Genomic DNA, 25,267 nt, shown 5'->3' on the forward strand with positions numbered 1-25,267 from the left:
GAGTTGGTTAGCTGGTCTGGGTGGTGCCGTAGTTCACACCGGAAATCACGGCGACGGCAGCGGTACGGCGGCGCTTCCAGTTAATCCAGCGTTCGGCGCGGATAGCCACGCTGTTGGTCTGGAACATGGAAACCAGCTCGGTGCCCGTACCATTAACGCTGTCGCCGGTTGGTTCGCTCTGCATTTCGAGCGAGGCCTCGCGGGACATATCCACGGCAACGCCGCCGTCGTCAGCCAGATAGATATCCGGCGCGTTAACCAGCACCAGCTGGCTGCCCACATACTGGGAGACGATAACCGGCAGACCCTGGAAGGTACCGCCCAGCAGCGTCATTTCCGGATACTCTTTCTGACCCAGCGCGTTTTTACGCATGGACAGCGCCAGCGCGGTGGTGCTGGACATCAGCCAGACTGCACCGTTCGGTTGCAGGTTAGCAGCGACAAACACGCCAAAAGCCGCCGCTGCGTCGTCGTCCGGATTACCGGTGGACGGGATAGCGGTAATGCCGTTGGTAACGGAAGCCGGCGACACGTTGGCGACTTCCGCCTTGGACGGGTTGATAAAGTCAGTATCGAGACGGGCAATAACCGCTTCGGCCAGAGCATTGCGCACCAGCGCATCGGCTGCCGGGTTGGAGAAGCGGATAAGTTCGTCGGTCAGCACCGCGATTGCGGCCACTTTGGCAAAGCTGAAGGTGATCGACTCAAAGTCAAACTTGGTCAGCGGCTTCGCCTTGCCCTGCCCTACCCAGTTCGCTGAACCGCCGGAGGTCTGCGCCGGGATGCGGATGTTAAACGGCACCTGGCGCAGCGCCGGGATGTTACCCTGCCCGAAGCGGCCAATAATGGTCTGCGGTCGCAGGAACTCCACGAAATCCTGTGCGTATTCCTGGTATTCAACCAGCGCGCCAGCCCATTTCGGATCGGTAGTGGTGCCAGCGCCGACGGCCGCCTTCAGGACATGATGCAGTTTCGCATCGTCCGGATATTGCTTACGCGCAATCTCCAGCGCCTCGGAGCGGCTGCCGTTCGCGGCGGCCAGCGCCTTGGCGAAGCGGGCAAAGGCGATGCCTTTTTCCAGCTTCTGCTCTACGCGGATGATGCCCGGCGCGTTGGTCGTTACGACATTTACATCGCCGCCCGCCGCTTTGCTTACCGGTTTGGCAGTCGCAGCAAGGTTACTTTCCATGTCACGAAGGCGCTTCAGGTGCGCATCCACGGATTTGATTTCGGCTGAGGTGTTGTCGTAGCTTTCTTCTTCTTCCGAATCAAGCGTACGCCCGGCTTCAGCGGCTTTAGCCATGATGTCGGAGAGAGACGCCGCCAGCGCCGAACGCTTCGCTTCAAAGCTTTTGATTTGTTCTGCGATATTCATCGAACTGTTTCCTTTATTGGTAATGGTTTTGGGTGCTGTAGCGCCAGCGGACTGTGTTGCTTTAACCACCGGTTTCTCTTTGCCTGCCGCGGCGAGTAACTGGCGGTCGAATGATTTAACGGAGTTAATGGAGCATTCGGCGTTTGCCGGAATGGTCACTGCCGAGACTTCAAGAAGGTCCCAGGAAAGAAAGCGGATCCCGCCTTCATCCAGGAAGGAATATTCAATCGGCCGGAAGCCGATAGAGAGACCGCGCACCAGCCCAGCCTTAATGGATGCCCAGGCCTCATCGAGGCGGGCAACAAGCTGGGACGGCATATCCGGGGTGGGTTTCACCAGTCTTGCTGTGATCTCCAGCCCGCCCTTCACCATTTTCGGGGTGCAGGTGCCGATGGGTTGCGAGCGGTCATGCTGCCAGAGGAACGGCGTGTCGCTGCGGAACTTGGCGCCCTCCGGCTCCATAATGTCCCCGTCACGGTCGGGAGATGGTGTGGAAGCGATGCCGGTAATGATCCGCTCGTCCTCGTTCACCGCCTTTACCGTCATGAGGGTGCATGCGCGATTAAGCGTCATTTAGCTGCCTCCTGAAACGAAAAAACCCGCCGGAGCGGGTTATTAACTGACGTAACTGTCATATGAAATGCACCTGGTAATCCTGCTTTTTCGCTTCAGGGTTCAGCGCCATGAGCGAAACGCTGTTGAACAGCGCCATCAGCGGGTCAATCTTCCCCTTGCCGCTGGCCTGCTTGGTAATGAGGATGGCGTTACCTTTCGGCTCCACCCGGGCATTACCCACACACCAGGCCATCATCGGTTGCCCGCCATGGATAAGCACGCCCTCGGCAAGCTTGCGTTCGGTGGTTTTAATCGCACCGCCAAGACGCCAGCCCTGGCTTACGCCAACCACCGCATCGGCGGGTATTTCAGCCTCAATCAGCGCATCGAGGATTTGGCCGACGCCTGACGGGTCAATGCCTATCTTGTCGAGCAGTTCAGCAATGTGGATGCGCCGGACGTATTCCGCCACCTCTTCCGTGTCCTGGCCGACGCGTTTCACGATGGTCAGGTCGCCTGCCCTCACGAAGTCATTGAACCTGGATTCTTCGCTCTTACGCCGCCGGATGGCTATCTCATGCGCCCAGGCATGGCACCAGCAGAGCCACTCCCGCGTTTCAGCGTCACGTCCGACAGCAGCGAAGCCCAGCAGGTCATCAAGACCGCCGCCGTCAATGCCGACGGTGATCACCTCGGCGCGCCGCAGCAAATCATCAAAGCTGACATGCTGCGCCTGCTGCTCCCAGAAATCGACGCCCGCCCAGCGATCGCTACGCAGGTTAAGGCCAATTTCAATATTGAGATGCTTCGCCAGGAACTGCTGCAACGTGCCGTCCGTTTTCGCCTGGTTCTTGCGAAGTTGGTCGGCTATCCACTCCGCGCTGACCGAGCGGCCGATGTTCGGGTTGGTGATGTAGAAGTTTTCCGGATCGAGATAAGCCTTTCTTTGCACCATCCGTTCCGGGAACTCGTAAAGGATACCCAGCGTTTTAGGGTCGTTTATCCTGCCATCACGGACATTACGCCAGTAATCGAGGCGCTCTTTGAAAACGCCTGCCGGCGGCTCGTCGCTCTGCGTGGTGAGAAATATCACCCATCCTTCATTACGCGACACCTGCCCGCCGAGCGCTTCCATAAACATCGCCTCTGCGTTGGCGCGCTTGCCAAACAGCCAGAGCTCGTCAACCAGAATGCGCCCAGACTTTTTACCGGAAACGGTATCCGTATCCGCGGCTACCACTTTCAGCGTGTTTCGCGTCACCCGGTGCGTAATCGTGCGGATATGGTCCTGGATCTGGAACATATCGGACAGCTCGTCGTCGGCGCGTATCATGCCGGCGGCGGGCTTGAAGCTGTTATCGGCCACCTCTTTGGTGGGCGCGAGAATCAGATGCTCTTCATCCTCGCGCCAGCAGAGGATCAGCGCAGTCAGCATGATGCCCGCTGCGATGGTCGATTTTGTGTTTTTCTTCGATATCAGCAGGCCGTATTCGCGGATGAGCTGGTTTCCCGTCTCGGCGTCGTATCCGCCGAAGATGGCTTTCACGAAGTCGAACACCCATTCTTCAGAGCACTCGCCGAAAGTAGGCTTGCCCGGCAGGTCAGAAACCCGCAATTCACGGAAGATACCCAGCGCCTGCTCCGCCTGGTGGGGAAAGATAGGCGGCGGAATGATGGATTCACCTGCAACCAGGCGCGATTCCCAGTCTGTACAGGCTGTAGACCACTGCGCCATAAATTACCCCTTGTTGTTCACGACCAGTTTCGGCGGCGCCATCGCACCGAACTTGCTGGCACCGGATGCAGCTTTTGCCGCGGCGTTGCGCGCCTCTTTCTTCCCTGTCTCCCCTTTTTTGGGGTGAATATAGGGAAGCATGGCCTTCGCCGCGTCCTTCCTGACGTCAATTTCTTCGTTGGCATCGTTCATTACAGCCATCAGAAACTTGAGCGGGTCGTCGTAAGCACCAGCTACGGCGGGCGCCAGTGGCGCATCGTTTTTTTCGGTGTTGTTTACCGCTGGGGTATAAACATCCTGCCGGCAGGCCGGAACATCATCCGTCTCGATGACTTCCTTCTTTTTACGCTCAATAAACGCGATGACTTCCGGGTCTTTTGCAAGCTGCGACCCCTTGGAGCGTGCGGATTTCTCAGAATACCCCGCCTTTACTGCCGCATCTTTTTGAGACATACCGGACATCAGCGCGACAGCGAATTTCCGCTTTTGCGCTGTTAACATGTTTACACCCTCCAGAGGGGAATTTTTTCTGTGCGTGAGAGGGGGGGCGGTGTCCAGCGCGATCGATGTTTACTTCGGGACCCACCCCCCCCCGCCTTGATGATAATTGATATCATTCACATTGAAATGATTGCATTGACAACCATTCAGAAGAGAATCCGATAATCGTTCTCATTAGTGCTTCAGTGGAGGCAGAGGATCACTGCTTTCCCTGCTCTCCGCTACAGGCTGATAACCACCGACGGGGCGCTTGCTGTCGTGCGGCTTTGGAGTTCCATATCGGTTTCTCATTTCCCGACAGTGCATCCATGTTGGCTGTGCGCCAGCGCTTGCATCCATCAAAAAAATTACGAATGCTACCAGTAAGATCAGCAGTAACCACTCCATCTTCATCACCTCAGATAATCGTTACCGAATGACTGGCACTGTCTGGCACGGCATGCTCTAGGGCTTCTTCATCAGGCTGACCGGCTGCCGCTTCGCGTGCCGACTTCCCGGCGTGGCAGTCAGTGCATAATGTCCACAGGTTTCGCTCTGAGTTATCGCCGCCGAACTGCAACGCGATGCGGTGGTCGAGCTCGCTCTCATGCAGGTCAACCGCACGTGAACACATGCAGCAGTGACCACCGTCACGCACCCAGATGCGGCGCTTAAGACCAACGCGGGCGCTGCCGCTGATGCGCCGTTGCTCGCCGTATACGGGCTTTATGCGGCGCGTATCGATAACCTTCAGCCGTGGCTTTAACGTGGTCAGCTTAGCCATGTAACCTCCATGCGCGGCGACGTTCGCGGCGCGGCTGTCTGTCGGGATGCTTCTCTACAGGCAGGCCATCAGCATGGTCCACCAGCGAGTTACACGGGTAAATTACCGGGCCGCCGCAGGCATCACCCACCGCATAATCAGCAGGCTTGCTCGCATCCCAGCGCGCCAGCACCTTCGGGATTAACTTCGGGGGTACGCTGTAGCACACGGCATGCACGAGACGCTGCATGGTGATGTAGTCTGCCCTTTCGCGGTCAGCGGCGATAAGCTTTGTGGCTATCTCCAGCTGATACTGTGGCGGACGACCGGTACCGAGATAAAAGCTGATGAGGGAATCCGGGAAGCGGATTAGCCATTCGCTAACAAGAATTTCAAAGCCATCTACTGGCAGGGCGTCATCCTCCAATACCACTACCGGGCGGTTCTGTCCTGCAGCCCACCCTAGAGCCCTACGATGGTTCCAGTTTGCACCGTTATCACATTCATCAATGATTAGATAGGCATTTAAGGATGCAGCGAGCTGGTGTGCAGTATTCATACGCGAATGATGGGCCACAACCGCATACAAAATTGTTTCTTCTGTCATGCTGGTTCCTTGAACACTGTGCTTTTATCAGGATACCCATGCCTATGTTATGGGTTTAGGCTGGAGGTTCTCTAACCAAGGAGGTCTTATGTCCGGGCTTATAAATCCCAAAGAAAAACCTGAAGAATCTGCATATGCGTTATTAATTGAATTGGTCAGGGCAGAGAGAGTGCCGGTTTGCAGCGCTGGCAATATTTATTCTCTTTTAGATATTTATGATCAAGCTGTTCAACATTTTAAAAAAGAAGAGTCGCAATAAAACAGTATCTTTATTGAATTTTACGAGCGGAACAGCGATAAACGATGCGCTTTCCGCTCTTATTTTCAGCACGTTTGATTTTTTGTACTTCTATTCAAACGACTTTCAAAGGCTTCATCCCCCATACTTTTATGGCATCATTTATGTTTCCACCAGGCACACTCCCTACCGACGCCTTCGCTTTTGAATACCGTGTGAACGAGCGGGCCAGTTACTACCCGATCGCCAAATGACCTGGCCACAATGCCGAACGCCAGCATGTCACCCACCGCAGCGCCAGTTTGCTCTTTCTTCCAGAAGCGATAACTCTCGATGCGGTAATAAAGGCGAATGATGCCATGCGCGAACGCCATTACATCAGCACGAGTGCCACCCAGCAGACCAGCGTTAAGCATCACATCGTTGCGGTGTGCTTCAATGAATTCCTGATAGATACGCTCCGGATGATTCTGCTTTGCCCAGGCGTCAGCGTACGTCTTAGGCTCAGAACCGACATAAAGCTTACCGGGCTGCATCTCTTCCCACGGCGCGCGAAGCATCTCGACATCGGTGCCATCGGTACACCAGACGAAACGATATTCAGGATGGTCACGGAGGTGCTGCCAGATATGGAGCCAGCGCCGGAAGTAGATATTCATTTTCACGTCAGGAACGCGGCACAGCTCAACGTCTGCCGGAGCTATCGGCAACTCATCTACCAGCGCGATACGTCCGCACTCCCGAAGCGAGGCTGCCCATTTTGCCAGCATGTCAGGCGAGGCAGCCATTTTGGTGCCTCGCTGCGGATCTGGCAGACTGGTAAGCAGAGTAGTGATGACCACGTCACGCTGTCGCCGGTATTCAACGTAACCCGTAAAACCGTTATCACGGCGCTCGTTGTGGATCTTCACGTTACGTTCCACCAGCGCTACCCGGTCCGGTTTAGGTACCGAACGCTCAATGGCTTCATGTTCATCGAGGGAATGAATCAGCTTTTCAGAACCAACAACATCGGCATATGCCCATGATGTTAGCCCCGCATTATGAATGCGCAGGGCTAAATCGCTGTGCTCGTACATCCCGCGACCGTAAATCGGGTCGAACCCGCCAACCTTTTCAATAGCGCTGCGGTGGTAGTAGAGCATCACGCCGCGCTGCCCGGTGTAGGCGATGTGGTTATCATCGCGGTACAGGACGGAGAGGTCATTCAGCTTGCGCGGGCCCGCCAGGTCGAGAAATTGATAAGCCAGATGCGGCTCCGGTGATTCGATGTAAGGTAGATGCCAGTTGTCGGCGGTCGGCCATGCGTCATCGTCCCACAGGAAAAGGTGCTCGCACCCGGCATCCATCAGCGCTGTCAGGCTGGCGTTCTTTGATGCGACGATGCCGAGGGATGATTCATGCCGAAGCAACTGCACGCCGTCAGGAACTACTGCTGCAGGTATAGAACCATCGTCGATAACAACCACCAGCGCGCCAGCAGGGAAAAACTGCAGATGTTGATTAACGGCGCGATTTAGAACGGCAGCGCGGTTGTGCGTCGTTATGGCAATGCCGATCCGAGACGACGAAGCGTTGGCGGGTGCATATGGGACACCGTCAATAGTGACCTGCATATTCGCTCCAATAAAAAAAGCCACAAGCATTTGCTGGTGGCTGTAGTTGATTGTGTTAAAAGTCTGCCTGGAGAAGGCCTTAATTAATTCCCCCAATTTATCGCTTTTAATAATCTAATCTTGGATCAGCAAAAAGTTCGATTACTGCTTCTTTAATCGCGTTGTTCACATTGTTGAAAGCATCTGCTGCAGTTACCGTCACCACTCTGAAAGAACTTTTCTTATCGCCAACAAGTATATAATAAGAACCGGCTTGTTTATAGATTGAGATAGCTACCTCAGCAGATGCGACGTTATCACATTTTATTTCGTCTATAACGGTTGAAATGATGAAGCTAAAAACAAAATCTTTATCAATATCAATAGATGATATAGATGCAGGCTGAAAGAGTCCTTTCCCGTTTCTAATTCCCGTCGATACGTAGTTTCTTGGATAGCCATTGGCGTCTTCCCACAAGTCTGAGGGAGTGGAAAGAGATTCTTTATATTTTTTAATGAGTATTTCACTCACATCCTGTAACTCAACCTTCCTTTTCTGGCGTTTTTCAATTTGTTCATGAAACTTTTGCTTAATGATTGCGTGGGTAATTATCATTTTGTGTCTCCGTTCTAAAAGAGACTTAATGCTAACACTTTTGCTCCATCCAATATTCAGCCTATATTTCACTATTTGATCGGCGTCGCAACACTTCACAGTGTGGCTAACCGTATTGTTGTGCAGAGTGGAGAATATCATCACGCGCTCCGCTCGAAAGCGCCTCGGGCTTGACACTGATTATTTCGCACGCAAAAAAAGCCCCGTATGAGCGAGGCTGGAATCAGGCAGCGGGAATGGAAATTAAGACTGGATATTCCAAATCATTGCATTACCGTTATGATTTTCAATGATTTTTGCCAGTGGTGCCCCACCAAAAGAATGCATGTAGCTGTGATGTATGGTTAAGACCAAATCTTGAAGTACTTGATCACTTTCAAGTTCGGTAACATTCAATCCAATCTTCTGCGCCTTATCAAAGTGAATATGGCGTGAGTGGGTATAGGTTGTGTGGTGGTTATTTAATTCTGAACAAACATGTGCTGCTTTTGATTCTGCCTCAGGATCATTATCGAACATGCCTGTCATGAGCCAATGCTTAACAATCTCATTTGCCCATTTGATAGCTTTCTCACACTCGCCGATGATCGTCGGGTTTAGCTTTTGAAGAATGAACTGCCACATCTGAACAGCAGAGGGATTTTTAAAAATTTCCGTCTGCGCACGATTCCATTCTTCAATGATGGCATGGGTTGAGAAACCGTTAAACTGGGGATCAATTGGGCCAATGTTGGACTGTTTACCCATGACGATTTCATTGGCACAACATGCAAGCATAGTTCCGCAGGACATTGAAATCATAGGAACAATTGCTCTGATGTTAGTTCCAAACTTCGATCTTAAGTAATGCCCGATTGATTCCAAAGCGGCAATATCACCACCTGGAGTATGGAGTATCAAATCCAACCCTTTTGATGCATCCAAACCATTGATGGCTGTCATTAACCCGTTCTTATCATCATCAGTCATCTGAGTAAGGTGGCGTACTTCTGCACCACCGTGCTGTAACCACCCAGAGTAATATGTGATTACGTTTCTTCCAGTGTGATTTGAAAGTTGCGATAAGTATTTACGGCGAACCTCATCCATTGGACTCTTATGGGCGAGAGCCGTAATCTCGCCCAGTACGTCGCTCCAATTAGGCATAGGTTAGTACGTGTAAAGTTGATGACTTGTAGTTTGGTTCTGCTTCGGTTGTGTAGCTGTACCTTGTGAGTACCAAACACCTGTGTTTCCACTTGTACTAGTTTGCTGTGCCATTACACGAGAAGCGAAGTTGTTAACAGTTTCACCAGCCAACATTTCTGCTGGCTTGATATTGTAAAGATCGTAGAACTCAGCTGGGGTCATAATGATAGCTCCTATATAGCGCTACATATAGTGCCCGCACCAAGGGGGGTATACCATATGTGCCATTGTTGTCATATTTTAATGTGCAAAAAGCCTCAAAAGAGGCTTGAAAAAAATGCAAAATTAATATCTATGACGTGACTATAGCTACTTACCCACAGTTTATACAAGCCAAAAATGCTAAATCCGCATAATCCTATTCGCTGAAAAACTACACAAAAGCTACGCTCTTCATATCATTGGATATCGTCATTTACTTTAGAGTAATCGAGGCTATCGGTGCGCCGGGATGCCCATCATCTTCACCAGCAATAATGTCATCTTCGTTGAACCACGATTCGACAGCGCGACCGTCAGCCGCCTTGTAATGAACCAGATACTAATCGCAATAGTTGCAACTCTCTGTGCGGGACTTGATGTGGCCCATCTCGTCACTGATGCTGATCGCTATAAACTGGTTAAGGTCAAACTTAAAGGTCATGGCTTCCTCTCTGCTATTTAAGGCACTGTTCGCGAACATAAGCCTGCAATCCGCTCAACTGCCTGGTCACGGTCTCGATGCGCTCCCTGAGGGTGAAATAATCCCGTTCAGCGGCGTCAGTAAGTCGGGGGCTGGCCCCATCATCCACGCGGGTGGTGCCGGTCGATCCGTTCGCGGTGCAGGTTGCGTTGAGCTGCAGCCGACGCTTGCCAGTAGCAACATCGCGCTCAAGCTGATTGATAGTGCTCTGAGCATCTGCAAGCTCCTGTGTGTACTTGGCGTCGAGCGCTGCGACATCGCGCTGGCGAGTCTGCATGTCTTTGATAGTATCTTTAGCCAGATTTAATTCACGATTAACTTTGGTTAAAGATGCCTCTGCTTTTGTGAGTGAGGCCCGGTAATAAAGCGCAAATCCCACAGCGGCAAGGAAGAGTAGCGGCTTCCACCATGCACGGATAAAGCCCCATACTGTAGCCATCAGAGCACCCGGCGCGCTGCCGCATAGCGGGCCCGTCTGTCTTCCAGCCCGTTCTGCCCACCGTTAATAATCTGCGTGACGCGCAGCAAATCTCCCGGATATTTCAGGCAGCCTTTGCTGGCATAGAACCATGCCGCAGAGCGCGCTGCGGTGACGTCTTCGGAAAGCAGCTCTGGGGTGCTGACAAGGTCGAGTTTCAGCGCGGCGCCGCAGTCTCGGTAATTTTCGAGGCCGGTAATATGGATTAAGCCGCGTCCGCGATATTTCCAGCCATCACCAGAGGCGTTATTACCGAGTCGCTTGCTGTAAACCAGATTGGCGATCGCGCGCTGACGCTCAAGGGGCAGCACCTTTTCATACGTGCGGCGGCCCAGCATGTTGGCCTGCTGTTGGGTTAGCCGGCCAGCCCGGACAAAACCGTTCAGCCCTGCGATGCTGTAGTTGAAACTCTCCACCAGCCTGGTAAAGCCGGTGCTTTCATGGCCGACCTGCGCAATGAACATTGCCTGATCGACAGGCGCAGTGATGCCGTACTCGCACATCGCCGCATCAATGTGCGGGAACCAGCGCGCAGCTAAGCCGGCGCTTAAACCAGCCGCCTGCTGAAATTGTTGTTGGTTCATTCGGGCCTCAGTACCTGAAACAGGCGCGCCACGTTTCCCCGGGCACGGAACACGGCGGCGCAGATGATTAAATTGATGATGACCGACGCCCAGTGTGTGTGGACGTAAAAGTCGAAGAAGTAGCGGAACGGCACCGAGGCATATGCCAGAATAATCAGGTATGCCAGCCACGATGCCCACCAGCGGTGACGGGCACCAGGCTTACGGAACAGCATCAGCCTCAGCACAATGGCCGAGCACGTCGTCACGTTGGTCAGCACCAGCGGATCACTTATTACCATTGGCTCCCCCTCTCCACCGCTGGAACCACTGCGCGGGGTCTTGCTGGCTGGCGAACGTCAGGATTTTGATCGTCAGCGCAGAGAGGATTACAGCCCCAAGTGCATCGAGCGGCTCGCTGTAATGAGTCAGGCTGGCAAGCTTGGAACCCACCAGCCCGGAACCATATACACCAGCGATGTAAGAAACAAAGAAATAGGCTGCGCGCCGTATCAGGGGTAAATCTGCGGCGGAGGCGACGTAAAAAACCGCTCCGGCAAAAGCGCCAAAAATGACACCGTAATCCGTGCCGGTAAGCAAGCCGTAGATACTGACACCCGTAAGCGCAGCACCCGCCGAGATAGTTCCTGAAACAGGTTCGGACATGTAGCCCCCTCTATTGCTGTGCATCCTCTCCAGAGAGGGGAAATAAAAAAGGCCATGGGCCTGCAAACGGTCTCTTTGTCAAAGGCGCCCGCAGACGCCTTTTGCAGAGAGTTATTTGGTTGTTTTAAGCAGCGGCAGGAGCAGAAGAACTGCCCCTGCCACCAGCACACCATCCGCCAGGACAGACATCACTTTGCTGGTGAAGTCGATAGCGACTACCAGAAAGAGCAGCACCCCGGCGGCGGCCCAGCGAAGCTTGCTAATCACAGGTACTGATCCAGAGGGAGCTGAAGCGCCTGCGCGATTTTCTTCAGAGCGACTTCCTCTTCTTCACCGATGCCATCGTGATCAGCAATATCCAGGCAAAGGCACAGGACATCCACCGCGTCGCTGGTGCCCGCGACGTCTGCCAGCTCGCGAAGCGCCTGAGCATTTGCAGAGCGCGGAGATGCTTCATAACGAGCGCGAATATTGCTACTCATCTGAGCGATTTCACCAGCGAACGACGCAAACGCCGGAAGTGCCGAAATTGTCTTTTCAAGCACCGCAATTTCTTTCGCATCACAGGTGCCGTCCGCATATGCAATGGAATAAGCGCCCCATACCGTTGCTTCCACAGCGTCGCGGTTTTCCATCTTTTTAACTTCGGTGACAACTTTGCGGGTTTTCTTTTTGAACATGCCAAACATAGTGACTTTCCTTTTAGGGGGTGAGCCAGCGCTCAGGATGGTCAGCCCACAGAGACGGTCACACCGACCATCACTCTGGCTCACCTCTGAAAGGCTCTGTGGTTGAATGCGCCGAGCGTGGCGCGGGAAATAAAAAAGGCCGCCATGTGGCGACCTGATGTGAGCCGAATAGCTCTGACATTCGGCTCATGAAGCGAGCCAAATAAAAAACCCGCTACGGGCGGCGGGTTTTGAAACGGTGGATATACAATGCCCATCGTTAATGTCAAATCTAAGCAAAAACGGCAAACATTGCAAGCATCGCGATGCTAAATGTTGTGATTTATATCAAAATACCATTAACACCATTATTAGTTACGCGTTTAAGTTGAGCGTCGCTGTAGCTTTCCTCTTCAAAGCATTTGGTAACAAGACGCTCATAGAACGGCTTCCAGTTATAGCGCCATGTGCGCTCTGGCAGCGCAGGCAACTGACCAAGGATGCCACGATAAGCAACTGAGGATTTAGGCCTGCTGTACCCCCTGCCTTCGCAGCGTTTGCATTCCTTATAAACCGGCACGCCCTGAAATTCGGTCTCTTTCCTGTCGAGTGTTTTCCCGGTACCGCCGCACTGGCAGCGCTTGCTGATTTTCCCGCTGCCCTTGCACTTGCTACATAGCTGGTGGTCAACGTCTGTTACCTGGCGGAATTTTTCGAAGTCCGACGGTGATTGCCGCAGATCTTTAGCCCACCGCGGCAGGCGCATCGTGTAATGGCTTTTCGTAACGGCGGTCATTTTGGTTACCAGCCCCTTGCCGCTGCACTTTGGACACTCGTAAGAATCCGCAGCAGATGAGGCGTAATCGTTATAGGCGAACGTCGCGAGGATCCGCATACAGAGAGGGAATTTCTTCCCGGCGGCGCGGCGTAGCGCCAGCGGGGCTTTTTCTTTGGCATACTCGGCGAGCCAGGCGATTGCCGCTTCCCGGTCCTGCTGGCTTACAGCGGCTTTACCGAGGAACATAGCCAGGCCAATGCCCGCCTCGGCCTGAGTCATACCCAGCGCGGCCATAACATCCGTGACGGTTAACTGCTCGCTTGCTGTAGCGCGCGGGCTGTCGGAAATGTGCATTCCTTTCGGGGCGAAAAATTTAACGATGCTATCTAAGTTCATGCGGTGGTCTCCACTCCACTACGCCAGAACGCCGATTGCCAGCGCCCTGTCTAAAAAACGAAAAATCAGCTCAAGCTGAGAGCCGTATTTTTCTTCGAATGCCACGGTGTCACGATGGAGCTCGTCGTGATGCCTTCTGCACAAAGGCAATACGAAAAGGTCATGGGCTTTGGTACCCATCCCGCCCTGCCCGTGGCCGATCAGGTGATGGGGGTCGTCTGCCCGCTGGTTGCAGCATGCGCAGGACTGCTGCTTAACCCAGCGGGTGTATTTCTCGTTTTCCCAGCGGCGGCGCTTTGGCCGGAGCATGTAACTTTCAGGCGACTCAGGGTCGATTGTCAGCGCAACCACCCGCGGCTGTTGATCCTGCGGCTTGTCGCAGTTCATCCGCGTCTTCACAGCGCAAGCACGCTGCGCTTTCGTCTGCACCATTTCAGCCGCCGATGGCCCCGGCACAATATCGCTTTCCCGCGACACGCCTTCTACTGGTAAAGGTTGAAGGCGCAGCGCGCGGCGCGCCACACTGTCCGGCAGCGCATCAGTGATATCCATCCTGACAGCCCACCAGCATAACTCCGGCAGAGTCAGCTCGTGGGTATCGTCAAAGGCAAGGGAACCGCGCGCGACGCTGATAATCCAGGCTATCACATTGGAACGGGCAATTGCTGACAGGCGCTCAGTAAAATGTCCGGCCAGCTGATTATCACAGTGCCAGCACAGACGCAGCGCGCCGGGCTCATGCCGCATCGTGGTCAGCTCATGGTGATGGTACTCACTGTGCGGCCACTGGCAGCCGCCCTGCTGCTTCATCAGCCAGTGCTCCAATGCATTGATGCCACCAGCAGTCCGGATCACCCGCTCATCAGTAAAGAAGACCTGCAGTCCTTCGTCATCAGCCAGCGGCTGGTGTGCCGGCGGCACCGCGCCGCTCGGGAACCGTGCCATGCTTTCTGGCTGCACCTCCACCAGCACGCGCCCGTTTGCAAATATGGGCATCAGTTCAGGGCCAGGGCGCAGCAGCACGATACCCATTCCGCGCGCGATTTCCGGTGTTAACAGAGCTCTCACGCTGCGTTCCCCTTCGCCACATGCTCAGCCCACAGCCCACCTATCCACTTAATACCCTTCGCTGTGAAACGCGCCTGGCTGAACGCGTGGTTGGATGTCGCGGATGTGCCCGTTTTCACCTCGAACCGTCCGGCATCAATATGCTGGTGGCGCGGCGTCAGCACCCCGCCGAGGCGGTACATAATCTCGTTGTCGATCAGGAACAGGCGGAAATCCGTCTCTTTGGCTTTTAACAGCTTTGCCACCTGACGGAATGAGAGCGAACCGCTGGCGGAGCAGTAGCGATCCACAAACTCCACCTTTGGCGCCGCGGCGGCGAGTTCCTGTGCCAGCCTTTCCTTTTGTTCGGCCAGATCCGCAGCAAGGCGCAGTGCCTCCGGCATCGACCGCGGCACGCCCGGCTGCTGGCTGCTTTCCAGTTCCTGCCAGCGATCAACCAGGCGCGCGGTAAACTCCGGACATAACTGCGCCACAATGACATAGCTGTCACGCTTGTTAACCAGGTAGTGGTGGTATTCCTGCCTGTTCTGCGGGTGGGTGTACGGCAATGCCGTATACCCTTCAATAACGCTTTTCTTCATTAACCGCTCAATGGCGGTGCACACGTCGGTATGACGTGAACCTACAAGCGAGGCTATTTCCCGGCTGGACATAAAAATCTCCTGACCTACCAGCGCCACATGATGCCTGGGGCAAAATGAAATCGGGTTTGTCTGGTTCATACGTTTCTCCATCTGTCAGGCGGCTGCACCCGCCACAAAGTTACTGATCGTGATTTCCACCTTCCCTTTGCTGGTTACCGGGCCCCATTCCACTAGCATCTTTTTCACCTGGCTGTCGTCCTCCCAGACATGGGCCAGCGTCAGCGCATCGAAAAGTGCCTTCAGATAGTTATCCAGATCGCGGCGTTTCCGGTCAGGCGGGTAAAGCACCACCTCCACCGCCAGCAGGCTGGTGACCGGCCTGGGTATGCGCCGCAGTTGCTCAACAACGGCCGCTGCGGCATTGCTCTGATATTTGCGCCCGTCGGCGCTGACGAGATGACGGCCTTTTAGCGGCCCCTTAGTCGGGGCGCGCCAGTAGCTGTTAACGCTGGGGGGAAAAGGCAGGGTCAGCTTCATGCAATGGCACCCCGCGCTTTCAGGAACGCCACCGCGCGATCGCGCGATTTGGCCTCACCTTCTACCATCGCACGCAGCAGAGAAACCGCTTCATCTTCTTTGGCAATACCGTTGATGGTGATGCCGCGGGCGACGCCCCTTGATACCGATATAGCTCCCTTCTTTTCCAGCTTACGCAGCATATCGGTCGCTGCGTTGGGTGAAGCGGCCCCCATAAGCTGGGCCACTTCTTTCTGTGTCGGCGGGTAACCGTTTCGTCGCTGGAAATCAGCCAGCATATCCAGTACCTCCTGCTGGCGGACGGTTAAAGCAGAGGTGAAATTCATGCCGCTTTCTCCCGCGCGCCAGCCATTTCGCGAATGGAGGCTCTAAGCTGCCGAATGTTCCGCCAGTGCGTGGTGTCAATTGCCCCGACAACCAGCAGAAACTCATCCATCGCCAGGCCATGCTGCTCTTCAGCTTCGCGAGCGACCGTCGCAAGCCGTTCGTGCATGTCTTTCCGCTCCGCATCGTCCTGAAAGACAAAATCATTGAGGTCCATGAACGCCCGCAGTTTCACACCGTTGATGTGCTCTTTAATCAGCGACTGCGCGCGCGAAATGACGTCTGCGGTCACCGTCACCAGCATCGGGTTTTCTACAGAATCGGCAGCCCAGCTGTGAGCAAAGCGGGATTCATGGAAGGCATACGCCTCTTTGCTGCCGAACGCCGCGCATGCACAGGCCCATACCTCAACGCCGCTTCGTTCCAGGATGTCGGCTGCTGTCAGTGGCAACTCTGTTTCAGCAGCCTGCAGTTGCTGCTCAGTTTCTGAATGCAGATCTGTTTCATCCTCATCGGATTCCTGGCGGTTACTCATCAGCAGGCGTTCAGCCTGACGGCGTATCTGTGCAATAAACGCGTCGCCGCGCGCTTCCAGCTCGTTGCGGCTGATGTAACTCATTGCCGGGCCGCGCCAGGTCTTATCGAATACCACAATGGCACCCGCAAAAAACGCGCCGGACGGGATCTGCTTTTCATCTTTAGGGACGAACCATGACGGAAGATCGAAACCGATACGGCCACGGATAAAGGCGACGTGATCTGCATCCTCCGGCCACCAGACCTCGCTGGTGGCCGCCTTAATCAAAAAGACGTACCGCCCGCCTTTTTCCCGCATCGCACTGGCGTGCTGCATGATGTAGCGCATGCCGGTGATGTAATCTCCGTCATGCCGGGACGCGCGGCTATACGGCGGGTTGCCGAACGCGGCGCCGTTAAGTTCGGCCAGACGCGCCGACCAGTCCTGCGTCAGCGCGTTATCTTCCGCGGTGTAATAAGCCTCACATTTGGCGTTCTCACCATCAGAGAACAGGTCCAGTACGAGCGGGCCGAACATGGCGTTGATGCCCCAGAAAATATTGTCCGGAGTGCGCCACTGATCCCCGACTTCTTTAAGTTCGTGAGCCGGTTTGCTGCGCAGCGCTGCCAGCGCCTGGCTGTAAGCATTCAACGGGTGCATCACAGTTCCCCCACATAATTACCGGCCAGATAGCAACGGCCTTCCACGTAACCAACGCGGTTGCTCATCTTCAGGCACTGGGTGCGCTTCTTAGCCAGCCGTTCGCGGTCCCGGTTACTCTTCGAGGCATCGAATGCAGCCAGGTAAACATGCGCGGCGCGGCGCCACAGATTCTGTCTTTCCAGCTGGCAGGCCAGCTCTTCAAAAACTTCGTGTTTGAGCTTCTCGTTTGTCATGATCTGAACCCCTCCGGAACCTGGCTGTAATCAACACCGGCATAGCTGGCTTTAAATGCGCTGTCGTCGCGCTGCACACTGCGCTGCTTCCACTGCTGGCGGGACGGGCGTCCGCGCTCTTTCCAGCGGGTGGCGCTCAGCAGATAGCCTTCAAGCTTGCCCGGGACGAACAGCGTCTGCGGGCGCATGTAGTCGTACATTTCCGTGTCGTGCCAGTGCTCGTGCTTGTAGTCGACCACGAGCTGCAGGTCGTCCACCGAATGACCTTCGCGCAGCCGGGCCCGGATGTTCTCCAGTGAGGATTTCGAGTTCTGGTAACGCGCGCCGGTGACCAGATTCAGGTGCTTCAGCACAGCAATCGCTTTATCGGTGATCAGCTGCTCAGCGTCGGGTTGCCCGACAACCTGACGAGAAGGTTTTTTATCTGATGGTTCTTGTTTTGAAGTTACTGACGGATCGTGTCCAGATTCTGGACCCTGAGAAGCGCCGTTTTTACGGTTTTCCGGACGTTCAGATTCTGGACGTCCAGCTTCTGAACCTTCGGATTCTGAACGTCCAGATTCTGAATGTTCAGAAACTGGACCCTGAGAATAAGCACCGGCAGCCGCCTGGCGCAGGCGCGGCACGTTCAGCGTGTAGATGTTGGTACCACTGCGCTGGCCCTGACGGCGTTCTTTACGGGTCAGCCATCCGTCACGCTCAAGCTCACCAACTGCGGTAATTACGGTGCTGCGACCGGCGCCAATCTGGCGCGCGATGGTGTCGACGCTGGGCCAGCTGATACCTTCATCGCTGGAGAAATCAGCCAGGCGCGCCAGGATCAGCAGCTTCGTGCCCTTGATTCCGGCACTCGCGCAGCCATCCCACACGTACGCTGATAACTTAACGCTCATGTATCCACCCTTTTGAACTTCTCGCGGAACCGCTCAACAGGCTGCATGCAGTCGTGCGGGTAACCCGCGCGCCGGAAGATAACCTGTCGCTTTTCGGGGTCGTAACCGGTGACATGGACTTCAGTTCCCCGCCAGTCGCGGTATCGTCTGTTGAGCTCCTGCATACGAGGTTCTTCGCTTTGCGGTTGAATGCCCCCACGATGAGGCGTACTCGACTGTGGTTACACGGAACCCATCGGCCTGATACCATGCGCTCATACCGAAACGACGAGGTACCCTGCACAGGAATGGCCCGTAGTTGCGGTAAGCGGTTATTTACCGTTAAACTGTTCATGCGTTAGTTTCTCCACTGATACGACACGCCACGGCGCCCGGAGCTGCACACTCGCGGGCGTCACTCTTTTCCGGCGAACAGAAAACGCGATACAGCAGCGTTAAGTGCTCCTGCCACTTCTGCATTACCTGGTAACTGTTCTCTTCAATCTGTGCGCGTTCTGCCTGGTCAATTACCCCATCAGCTGTTGCTTTGCGGATGTATGTCGAATGCTTGCCAATCCACTCGATGGACTCCATCAGTCGCTGATTGATGTCGGCGTTGTCGACATCCTCGATATCCACTAGCGGTACGTTAACGCTGTTCGAATGGCGAGATACCGCATCAGCGATGTGCTTAGTACCACTGGCCTGCTGCAGAACCATCGCCCATCCCATCGGGAAAATCTGGTCGCCACCGGTACGCAGGCGGTTAAACAGTGCATCTTCGGTAACACCCAGCCAGTCAGCGGCTTCCGCATATCCACCATGAAGGCCTGAAATGGTTTTCTTTATTGCTGCCACCAGCCAGGCTGGTTGCTTCTCTACTTGCCAGTGCTCATTACCCACGGTTAACTCCTTGAATCTGTGGTTTAACTCTTCACCGTCTCGCTATTTAATTAACGAAACACATCAGGACGGAGCTTTTCTTTAGGAACCCCAGTTAACTTCTCGATAGATACGGTGTGCTTAATGGGTGCTTTCTTTTCACGGTGTAGCCAGTTCCATACTTGCTGTTGCTTAACTAGGCCGCCGGCCTCTAAAGAAATTTTTCTGGCTAACTCAGACTGACCACCAGCAATCTCAATAGCCTCAGTTAACGCGCTTTGTTCAGGCGTCATAACGGTCCCCTTTACCTATGGTTGAAAGTTGTGAGATAGGATGATTGTACAACTACCACAACTTTTATCACAACTTTTAGGTGTTGGAAAGTCAAAACATAAAGTTGTAGTCTCGCCATAACAAAAGGGGGAGTTGTGGGTACACTTGCTGAACGGCTAAAAAAAGCGCGGGAAAAGGCAGGGCTCAGCCAGCTTCAGTTAGCTGAACAGGTTGGCCTGACTCAACAGTCCATAGCCAAAATTGAAAATGGCGTGACGGAGCAGCCGAGAAAAATTAAACAGTTGGCTCTTGCACTGGGAGTCACTGCTAATTGGTTGCAATATGGCGATATTGACGCTAATGGTTCCTATTCAGAAATGATTGTTAAGGAATGGGAAAGTACTTCAGCTGATCCTGATCTTTTTACGGAAATTCCTATTTTGGATATTGAATTATCGGCAGGGAATGGCTGCGAAGCCGAAATCGTTGAATCTGAACTTTCTACATATCCTCTCAGAAGAGATGAGCTTAGGCGAGCAGGTGTTAGCGCTTCGAGTGCAAGAATCGTGAATATTCTTGGAAGCAGCTTGTATCCCGTGCTGACTAATGGAGATAAGGTCGCTGTAGACCTGAGCCAGACGAGTCCAATTAGAGACGGTGATTTATATGCTTTAAGGGATGGCGTATTATTAAGAGTAAAAATACTTATTAATCGGCCAGATGGTGGTTTAATTTTAAGAAGTTTTAATAAAGATGAGTACCCTGATGAAGTACTCACCTATGAAGAGAAACTGGCACGGATTCATGTTATCGGCCGTGTGTTTTGGTCCTCTCGCTCATGGTAAAGCTTCAATAAGCATTTCTTCCGTGATGATTTTTATCTGAGCACCATCATCTCGGTATGTAACTGCTTTTTCAATTTTCCTTCCGTGACTGGAGAAACGCCAGTCACGTGAAGACAGCGTCCCTATGACAAGGTAATCTATTTTTTTAGTAACTCCACTACTGATAGTTCCGCCTTGTTTTTGGATTAAATCTTCTATTGCTGATCTTTTTCCTGCTAAGAATATGCCTGTAAGGCAAAATGCTTTCCCGCTAACTTTCACATCAGCAATATCATCTACGGGAAGTCTTGTTGCCAAACCATCAACAGTTCCGCTATCAAGATCGCAACCGGTAAAATCAATAAGCGCTTTATGCAGAACTTCGCTTTCCTGGATAGTAATTTCGCCATCACTTAAAATATCCTTTACTAAGCGATAAAGCTCCTTTCCTGGATAGTTTGCTTTGAGTGCCCCATTCTGCGTTAACCACCAGTCAAGGTATTTGATCTCTTCCTGGCTTAAAACTCTGTCAGAAATTAACCCCTTACATAATCCATTCAAAAGATGCAGATCTGACTCTGTAGAATAAAAATCTATCTCTGGAATATCTAAAATTTCAGATTGTACTTCATGAAGGTATTGTTTGAGTTCTTCTCTTTCTTCTGCGGTAATTACTCCATCGTCTAGGATGCTCGCAATTCTTATTCGCAGGCTCTTAATTATTCCATTCCCGATAAGTTGGTCGGCCTCTAACAACCAAGTATCAAGGTAGATAATCTCTTGATCCGTCAAGTTTCCATCCGAAAGAATACCATCGATGATGGATATAAGGTTTGCAAATAGCTTATCTCTGTTGCGCGTGTAGTTAAAAACTTGCTGCTTCTCTTCCATAAAACCTCCTTCTTCTTTTTTGCTCATCCTTGCATCAACCACAACGTCAATCAAACCACATAAAGTTGTTGACAAGCGTAGCCCTCACAACTAAATTACACCTTAAAGTTGTTATTAACGAACAGGCAGGACGCCCACGAAGTAGCCACTCGAGGTTCAGTATGCAATTTGACAAAGAAAAGGTTTTCAAGACGTTCAACCTACCGCGTGAGGAATTTAGCGCGTTAGAGGCCAGGCCTAATGCTCACGCAGGAAACAGGATTGAGCTTTTTGTTAACGGGGCTCTGACGCAGACCTTAAACACAGAATCAGCGGTAACAGCCGATTACCTGATGTTTATGGGTGGTGTGGTTGAGGCGATGGAGAAAGATAAAACTTCGCTGGAGTCTGAAGCCAACAAAAGTGGTCGCACTCTGGCTACCGGATTTAGAGGGATTGGCTCTGTCCCTTTGGAATCAGTAGGCGTCCCAGAGGTCCTGGATAAATAGATCGACCTTTATCCACATGGCTCGACCTACGGTTTTAATGATGTGATTTGCGGTCTGATCGCTGATTTCAATGTCCCAGGAATCGTAATTTTTATCTGGGTACTCTTCGGCGAAGGTAGTCCGAATGCCGTGTCGGATATCAGCTTCTGAAAGTCCGCAGCCGGTATTAATCAGGCACTGGGTTAAAACATCTGAGCGCTTCATGAGTTATCACTATCAATGTGTTGGGGATTTCAGATTAACCGAATCCTTGTTGTTGGGGAATAGCAGGATCCACCGAGCCTGATGTGGTGAAAAGACAGGCGCACAACGGAAAGAGCACTGCCGAGCAAGGCATAAGAGCTGGTTCGATTCCAGACAGTCCCATTCAGTTGGGAGGGTTGGGCAGGGAAAAGGTCCGTTCGATTCGGACACCGGCAGTGCTCTCTCCGTTGTGATGTGTTCAAGCGAACTGCAGCGCCGGCCGACGCAAAGACCTGTAAATCGGCTGAGCCGCAACTACTGGCGGCCAAGACCAAAACAGAGCGGCAGGAAATAAGCAGGGGTAGCGCCCTGGTGTCACAACCAAAAAAAGCAGCAAGCGTGGTAGTAGGCAGTAGTTGGCGGCGTCTGAGCCTTTCTTATTTTCCGCGAGGACGCCGCAATTTTTTACGCAACACACAAGAGCATCGCCGGGCGACGGGTTCATAACCCAATCCACCCGGGCGGGATTCCTAACCGCAGGTGCTCTTCTGTGTTGTGTGGAGAAACTACCAGGCGGCCCGTGCAGGTGGCCGCCTCCCCTCTTAAGGAGAGAACAATGTTTAACCCGTTCTTCAAAAACCTCATCATCTACCGTCTTAGCCGCGACGTGGTGATCATCCGTGACGGCAATACAGATGAGCTGGCACGCCAGCTTGAGGCTTTCCGCTTTAAGCCGTGTGGCAGCCAGGATATGGCTCGTTCCGGGTGGGTATCGCCTCTGGGCCAATTCTCAGATCAGCTCTTCCACCTGGTGAATGACCAACTTCTATTGGTTATTCGTCGCGAAGAAAAAATTCTTCCTAATGCGGTCATCGCTGAGGAACTCAATAAGAAGGTTTCGAAGCTGGAAGCGGATCAGGGCCGTCGCCTCAAGAAAACTGAGAAAGACTCCCTGCGCGATGAGGTCCTTCACTCCCTACTTCCGCGCGCTTTTACCCGCAGCAGCGCGATCCGCATCTGGTTAAACCTCAGCGCCGCCCTGGTAATGGTTGACACATCCAGCGCCCGCCGCGCAGAAGACTCGCTTGCGCTGCTGCGTAAAACACTGGGCTCCCTGCCGGTGGTACCGCTGACTATGGAAACACCTGTAGAGCTTACCCTCACCGAGTGGGTGCGCGGAGCCGGGGCACCATCAGGTTTTGCGCTGGGCAATGAAGCAGAGCTGAAAGCCATTCTGGAAGATGGCGGAATCGGCCGGTTCAAAAAGCAAGAGCTCTCCAGCGATGAAATACTGAACCACCTGGACGCCGGAAAGGTAGTTACTCAGCTGGCGCTGAACTGGCAGAGCCGCATCGACTTCACGCTGAATGATTCTGGCGTCCTTAAACGCCTCAAGTTCGCTGATGAGCTTACACAGCAAAACGATGATATAGACCGCGAAGAGGTGGCTCAGCGGTACGACGCTGATTTCGTTCTCATGACAGGTGAACTTAGCAATCTTACCGAAAACCTTATTTCAGGTCTGGGCGGCGAAGCCAAACGATAACCATTTTTAAGCAGCCCTACCCCATCTCGCATGGGTTGGGTTGCTGCAAACCAAATTCGGCGCGGTGCAGCGCAAAGTCAAGTGGAGGAACACGCATTGAACTACGAGAAAACGAAGGAGCTCGCGAAATCAGGCCACCAGCTGGTGGTGCTTTTGGGCACGCAGAACGGCATGCATGAATCCGCCTCTCTTGTTCAGCGTATGGCCGGGCAGCTCGATCTCTTAGCAGTAGTGTTAAAAGAAAAGACGAACATCAGCGACGAGTTGCTGGCGGCGCTGGTTTCCCTGGCTGCTGTCGCTCGCCGCTATCTGCCGGATTATGACGAGCACCCGGAGGTTCAGAAGGCTGATGACGCCATTACACGCGCCAAAGGCGGTGTCGCATGAGCAAATCACTCGAAGCACGTTGCATACGGCGCTGGAAAGTGCAGGTGCGCGGCTGGTGCGATTCCAAAGTCTCGCCCTATTGGCGGCGCCACCATCTGCGCAGCTTTTTCCGAAGCGTTGCGCTAACCACCGCTGACTGCATGGTGGAAAGCCTGGCTTACAACAATGCGATGCATGATTTCTTTTCTGAAGTTGGAGACCAGCACGGTTGGTCCCCAGAGTTTTCCGCTTGGTACAACGAACGACGCCGCGAGATGTACCGCAAAGAGGCGCAGGATTATCTCAACGAAGAAGCAACCAACGATGAGATAGACGAGGCAATCATTGCCGAGCTGGAGGCCTGGAATGACTGAGCGTCCACTCATTTTTAACGCCGAGATGGTGCGCGCCATTCTCGATGGCCGGAAGACGCAGACGCGGCGGATTATGAAGCCACAGCCGGAGGACTGCCCGCGCGGCGGACACTGGTGGCCCTGCGATAAGCATCGCACGATGTTGCACGTCGAAGAGGCACTACAAAATAGCGAGGTTATTTGGGCGGGGATTGTAGGTGATGCCTGCCCCTTCGGTGACGTCGGTGACCGCTTGTGGGTTCGTGAGACGTGGTCTGATGTTAACTCTGAAGGTTGTCCTGCTGTGGCTTATCGGGCTGATAGCGATACCCGACTTCTCGCAGAAATAGAGACTTTCCGCGATGAGGATGGCGTACTGAATACAGCCGATCCCCGCTTAGATAAGTATTGGTTTGCTGCTTGGTCAGGAGACCTCTTTTCGGGCACTGAAGGTTCCTGGCGTCCACCAATACACATGCCGCGCTGGGCAAGCCGCATAACGCTTGAGATTACCGGCGTGCGCGTAGAGCGGTTGCAGGACATTAGCAGGGTGGATGCGATGGCCGAAGGTGCACCGCCGAGCCATCCGTCAATAGACGCAGTTTCGCGCGACTATGGTTTCCCGGATTTCTCCCGTTCCTGGTTCGGTCAGACGTGGCAACACATCTACGGCGCGGAAAGCTGGCAGGCTAACCCATGGGTCTGGGTAGTTGAGTTTAAGCGCATCGGGGGAGGTGTAGCGTGAAGGATAAGCAAGCTATTTACCAGAAACTTGAGGAACTGGTCAGCGAAGCGCATAAGTTCGCCTGCTCTCTCGAAATCGGCGATGAGCGTACAGAGGCTTTCGAGTTTTATGAAGCCCTGCGCCGACTTCAGCGTCGCGGCGCCCCAAGCCAGATGCTGGCCGCAACTAGCCCCTTTGCTCCCTATTTTGAAGAGGATTGGGATAACGACGATGACTGGGACGAGGACGACGATTGATGCCCAGCAAACTTAAACAGCGGCGCTGGCGCCGCATTAAATCTGATGCGGCTTGGTGGCGCGCTGAAGCGGGCGACCTACACGCCAGAGTAATGGAGCAGGCCGACATTATGGCGGAGCAGGCAAACGAACTGGCGGACCTGCGACGGCAGCTGGCAATTGAGCGCGGCGCCTCCGCAGCGACTAAGACCACCAGCCAGTGGCGTCCAGCAAATAAATGCGAGGTGTGTGTGGAAGGTGCCCGCGGCGGGTGCTCCACCTGCGCTTTTAACAGGCAATAAACCGGGTGCAGCCGGTAA

35 protein-coding genes are annotated in these 25,267 nt (G+C 53.5%); 9 read left to right on the forward strand and 26 right to left on the reverse strand.

The features are described 5' to 3' along the window. Window positions 1-7 precede the first annotated feature (7 nt). The 5 genes from CSK29544_RS17265 to CSK29544_RS17285 form a co-directional block, all read right to left on the reverse strand. Window positions 8-1,948, reverse strand: a complete 1,941-nt coding sequence (locus CSK29544_RS17265; RefSeq protein ID WP_029039747.1) for a phage major capsid protein — start codon at window positions 1,946-1,948, stop codon at window positions 8-10. 58 nt (window positions 1,949-2,006) lie between these two features. Continuing rightward, window positions 2,007-3,665, reverse strand: a complete 1,659-nt coding sequence (locus CSK29544_RS17270; RefSeq protein WP_029039748.1) for a terminase large subunit — start codon at window positions 3,663-3,665, stop codon at window positions 2,007-2,009. Between the two features lie 3 nt (window positions 3,666-3,668). Further along, window positions 3,669-4,166 (reverse strand): terminase small subunit, encoded by a 498-nt coding sequence (locus CSK29544_RS17275; RefSeq protein WP_032988378.1) that lies wholly within the window; start codon window positions 4,164-4,166, stop codon window positions 3,669-3,671. A 397-nt stretch (window positions 4,167-4,563) separates the two neighbouring features. Next, on the reverse strand, window positions 4,564-4,929 hold the full coding sequence (locus tag CSK29544_RS17280; RefSeq protein ID WP_029039468.1) for an HNH endonuclease: 366 nt from the start codon (window positions 4,927-4,929) through the stop codon (window positions 4,564-4,566). Beyond that, window positions 4,922-5,515 carry a hypothetical protein gene (locus tag CSK29544_RS17285; RefSeq protein ID WP_029039467.1) on the reverse strand — a complete coding sequence of 198 codons (594 nt, stop codon included), beginning with the start codon at window positions 5,513-5,515 and terminating at the stop codon, window positions 4,922-4,924. The genes CSK29544_RS17280 and CSK29544_RS17285 overlap by 8 nt, the downstream gene beginning before the upstream one ends. An 88-nt stretch (window positions 5,516-5,603) precedes the next feature. Here CSK29544_RS17285 and CSK29544_RS17290 point away from each other — a divergent pair, with 88 nt between their 5' ends. Further along, the gene (locus CSK29544_RS17290; RefSeq protein WP_029039466.1) at window positions 5,604-5,774 is read left to right on the forward strand and encodes a hypothetical protein; all 171 of its coding nucleotides are present in this window, start codon (window positions 5,604-5,606) and stop codon (window positions 5,772-5,774) included. A gap of 137 nt (window positions 5,775-5,911) precedes the next feature. Here CSK29544_RS17290 and CSK29544_RS17295 read toward each other — a convergent pair whose 3' ends face one another. From CSK29544_RS17295 to CSK29544_RS17390, 20 genes are all read right to left on the reverse strand, one after another. Next, window positions 5,912-7,369, reverse strand: coding sequence for a glycosyltransferase family 2 protein (locus CSK29544_RS17295; RefSeq protein ID WP_029039465.1), 1,458 nt, complete (start codon window positions 7,367-7,369; stop codon window positions 5,912-5,914). 106 nt (window positions 7,370-7,475) lie between these two features. Next, a complete protein-coding gene (locus CSK29544_RS17300) occupies window positions 7,476-7,964 on the reverse strand; it encodes a hypothetical protein (RefSeq protein ID WP_133051736.1) in 489 nt (162 codons plus the stop codon). 243 nt (window positions 7,965-8,207) lie between these two features. Then, window positions 8,208-9,053 (reverse strand): SDH family Clp fold serine proteinase, encoded by an 846-nt coding sequence (locus CSK29544_RS17305; protein ID WP_231692272.1) that lies wholly within the window; start codon window positions 9,051-9,053, stop codon window positions 8,208-8,210. Window positions 9,054-9,808: 755 nt separating this feature from the next. Beyond that, entirely contained in the window at window positions 9,809-10,273 is a 465-nt protein-coding gene (locus tag CSK29544_RS17315; protein WP_029039461.1) for a lysis protein, read from the reverse strand. Continuing rightward, on the reverse strand, window positions 10,273-10,896 hold the full coding sequence (locus CSK29544_RS17320) for a glycoside hydrolase family 19 protein (RefSeq protein WP_007900994.1): 624 nt from the start codon (window positions 10,894-10,896) through the stop codon (window positions 10,273-10,275). The genes CSK29544_RS17315 and CSK29544_RS17320 overlap by 1 nt, the downstream gene beginning before the upstream one ends. After that, a complete protein-coding gene (locus tag CSK29544_RS17325) occupies window positions 10,893-11,177 on the reverse strand; it encodes a phage holin family protein (RefSeq protein ID WP_007900995.1) in 285 nt (94 codons plus the stop codon). The genes CSK29544_RS17320 and CSK29544_RS17325 overlap by 4 nt, the downstream gene beginning before the upstream one ends. Beyond that, window positions 11,164-11,541 carry a phage holin family protein gene (locus CSK29544_RS17330; RefSeq protein WP_007900996.1) on the reverse strand — a complete coding sequence of 126 codons (378 nt, stop codon included), beginning with the start codon at window positions 11,539-11,541 and terminating at the stop codon, window positions 11,164-11,166. The genes CSK29544_RS17325 and CSK29544_RS17330 overlap by 14 nt, the downstream gene beginning before the upstream one ends. Window positions 11,542-11,652: 111 nt before the next feature. After that, window positions 11,653-11,808: a DUF3927 family protein gene (locus tag CSK29544_RS23960; protein ID WP_007900997.1), complete on the reverse strand. Its 156-nt coding sequence runs from the start codon at window positions 11,806-11,808 to the stop codon at window positions 11,653-11,655. After that, window positions 11,805-12,230: a tellurite resistance TerB family protein gene (locus CSK29544_RS17340; RefSeq protein ID WP_007901009.1), complete on the reverse strand. Its 426-nt coding sequence runs from the start codon at window positions 12,228-12,230 to the stop codon at window positions 11,805-11,807. Before CSK29544_RS17340 ends, CSK29544_RS23960 begins: the two co-directional genes overlap by 4 nt. Window positions 12,231-12,552: 322 nt before the next feature. Then, window positions 12,553-13,383 carry an antitermination protein Q gene (locus CSK29544_RS17345; protein ID WP_007901011.1) on the reverse strand — a complete coding sequence of 277 codons (831 nt, stop codon included), beginning with the start codon at window positions 13,381-13,383 and terminating at the stop codon, window positions 12,553-12,555. Window positions 13,384-13,401: 18 nt separating this feature from the next. Next, window positions 13,402-14,451 (reverse strand): DUF968 domain-containing protein, encoded by a 1,050-nt coding sequence (locus CSK29544_RS17350; RefSeq protein WP_007901015.1) that lies wholly within the window; start codon window positions 14,449-14,451, stop codon window positions 13,402-13,404. Beyond that, window positions 14,448-15,173 (reverse strand): phage antirepressor KilAC domain-containing protein, encoded by a 726-nt coding sequence (locus CSK29544_RS17355; RefSeq protein ID WP_042391472.1) that lies wholly within the window; start codon window positions 15,171-15,173, stop codon window positions 14,448-14,450. The genes CSK29544_RS17350 and CSK29544_RS17355 overlap by 4 nt, the downstream gene beginning before the upstream one ends. Before the next feature lie 15 nt (window positions 15,174-15,188). After that, the gene (locus CSK29544_RS17360; protein ID WP_004388343.1) at window positions 15,189-15,572 is read right to left on the reverse strand and encodes a RusA family crossover junction endodeoxyribonuclease; all 384 of its coding nucleotides are present in this window, start codon (window positions 15,570-15,572) and stop codon (window positions 15,189-15,191) included. Beyond that, window positions 15,569-15,898: a LexA family protein gene (locus tag CSK29544_RS17365; protein ID WP_007901019.1), complete on the reverse strand. Its 330-nt coding sequence runs from the start codon at window positions 15,896-15,898 to the stop codon at window positions 15,569-15,571. Before CSK29544_RS17365 ends, CSK29544_RS17360 begins: the two co-directional genes overlap by 4 nt. Then, window positions 15,895-17,073, reverse strand: coding sequence for a phage N-6-adenine-methyltransferase (locus CSK29544_RS17370; RefSeq protein WP_007901027.1), 1,179 nt, complete (start codon window positions 17,071-17,073; stop codon window positions 15,895-15,897). Before CSK29544_RS17370 ends, CSK29544_RS17365 begins: the two co-directional genes overlap by 4 nt. Then, the gene (locus tag CSK29544_RS17375; protein WP_007725982.1) at window positions 17,073-17,309 is read right to left on the reverse strand and encodes a PerC family transcriptional regulator; all 237 of its coding nucleotides are present in this window, start codon (window positions 17,307-17,309) and stop codon (window positions 17,073-17,075) included. The genes CSK29544_RS17370 and CSK29544_RS17375 overlap by 1 nt, the downstream gene beginning before the upstream one ends. After that, entirely contained in the window at window positions 17,306-18,202 is an 897-nt protein-coding gene (locus tag CSK29544_RS17380; protein ID WP_029039460.1) for a conserved phage C-terminal domain-containing protein, read from the reverse strand. Before CSK29544_RS17380 ends, CSK29544_RS17375 begins: the two co-directional genes overlap by 4 nt. Beyond that, entirely contained in the window at window positions 18,199-18,366 is a 168-nt protein-coding gene (locus CSK29544_RS23265) for a DUF4222 domain-containing protein (protein WP_012124209.1), read from the reverse strand. The genes CSK29544_RS17380 and CSK29544_RS23265 overlap by 4 nt, the downstream gene beginning before the upstream one ends. Before the next feature lie 166 nt (window positions 18,367-18,532). Continuing rightward, entirely contained in the window at window positions 18,533-19,084 is a 552-nt protein-coding gene (locus tag CSK29544_RS17385; protein ID WP_007901034.1) for a YmfL family putative regulatory protein, read from the reverse strand. Between the two features lie 50 nt (window positions 19,085-19,134). Then, window positions 19,135-19,356 carry a transcriptional regulator gene (locus CSK29544_RS17390; protein ID WP_012124208.1) on the reverse strand — a complete coding sequence of 74 codons (222 nt, stop codon included), beginning with the start codon at window positions 19,354-19,356 and terminating at the stop codon, window positions 19,135-19,137. 135 nt (window positions 19,357-19,491) lie between these two features. Here CSK29544_RS17390 and CSK29544_RS17395 point away from each other — a divergent pair, with 135 nt between their 5' ends. Further along, complete coding sequence (locus tag CSK29544_RS17395) at window positions 19,492-20,181, forward strand: XRE family transcriptional regulator (RefSeq protein WP_012124207.1); 690 nt, start codon at window positions 19,492-19,494, stop codon at window positions 20,179-20,181. On the opposite strand, the gene CSK29544_RS17400 is transcribed toward CSK29544_RS17395, so the two are convergent. Beyond that, window positions 20,173-21,051 (reverse strand): BRCT domain-containing protein, encoded by an 879-nt coding sequence (locus tag CSK29544_RS17400; RefSeq protein ID WP_007901036.1) that lies wholly within the window; start codon window positions 21,049-21,051, stop codon window positions 20,173-20,175. The two genes, CSK29544_RS17395 and CSK29544_RS17400, sit on opposite strands and share 9 nt — an antisense overlap. Window positions 21,052-21,212: 161 nt before the next feature. Between CSK29544_RS17400 and CSK29544_RS17405 the strand changes: the two genes are divergently transcribed. The 7 genes from CSK29544_RS17405 (at window position 21,213) to CSK29544_RS17445 (ending at window position 25,249) form a co-directional block, all read left to right on the forward strand. Beyond that, window positions 21,213-21,539 carry a hypothetical protein gene (locus CSK29544_RS17405; RefSeq protein ID WP_029590694.1) on the forward strand — a complete coding sequence of 109 codons (327 nt, stop codon included), beginning with the start codon at window positions 21,213-21,215 and terminating at the stop codon, window positions 21,537-21,539. A 799-nt stretch (window positions 21,540-22,338) separates the two neighbouring features. Beyond that, on the forward strand, window positions 22,339-23,268 hold the full coding sequence (gene rdgC, locus CSK29544_RS17420; RefSeq protein ID WP_007901038.1) for a recombination-associated protein RdgC: 930 nt from the start codon (window positions 22,339-22,341) through the stop codon (window positions 23,266-23,268). 96 nt (window positions 23,269-23,364) lie between these two features. Continuing rightward, complete coding sequence (locus CSK29544_RS17425) at window positions 23,365-23,655, forward strand: hypothetical protein (protein ID WP_007901050.1); 291 nt, start codon at window positions 23,365-23,367, stop codon at window positions 23,653-23,655. After that, on the forward strand, window positions 23,652-24,008 hold the full coding sequence (locus tag CSK29544_RS17430; protein ID WP_007901052.1) for a hypothetical protein: 357 nt from the start codon (window positions 23,652-23,654) through the stop codon (window positions 24,006-24,008). Before CSK29544_RS17425 ends, CSK29544_RS17430 begins: the two co-directional genes overlap by 4 nt. Further along, entirely contained in the window at window positions 24,001-24,732 is a 732-nt protein-coding gene (locus CSK29544_RS17435; RefSeq protein WP_029039458.1) for a hypothetical protein, read from the forward strand. Before CSK29544_RS17430 ends, CSK29544_RS17435 begins: the two co-directional genes overlap by 8 nt. After that, window positions 24,729-24,968, forward strand: coding sequence for a hypothetical protein (locus CSK29544_RS17440; protein ID WP_007901056.1), 240 nt, complete (start codon window positions 24,729-24,731; stop codon window positions 24,966-24,968). Before CSK29544_RS17435 ends, CSK29544_RS17440 begins: the two co-directional genes overlap by 4 nt. Next, window positions 24,968-25,249 carry a hypothetical protein gene (locus CSK29544_RS17445; RefSeq protein ID WP_029039457.1) on the forward strand — a complete coding sequence of 94 codons (282 nt, stop codon included), beginning with the start codon at window positions 24,968-24,970 and terminating at the stop codon, window positions 25,247-25,249. Before CSK29544_RS17440 ends, CSK29544_RS17445 begins: the two co-directional genes overlap by 1 nt. Window positions 25,250-25,267: the final 18 nt, after the last annotated feature.

Origin of the sequence: Cronobacter sakazakii, assembly GCF_000982825.1 — a bacterium.
GTDB classification, from domain to species: domain Bacteria; phylum Pseudomonadota; class Gammaproteobacteria; order Enterobacterales; family Enterobacteriaceae; genus Cronobacter; species Cronobacter sakazakii.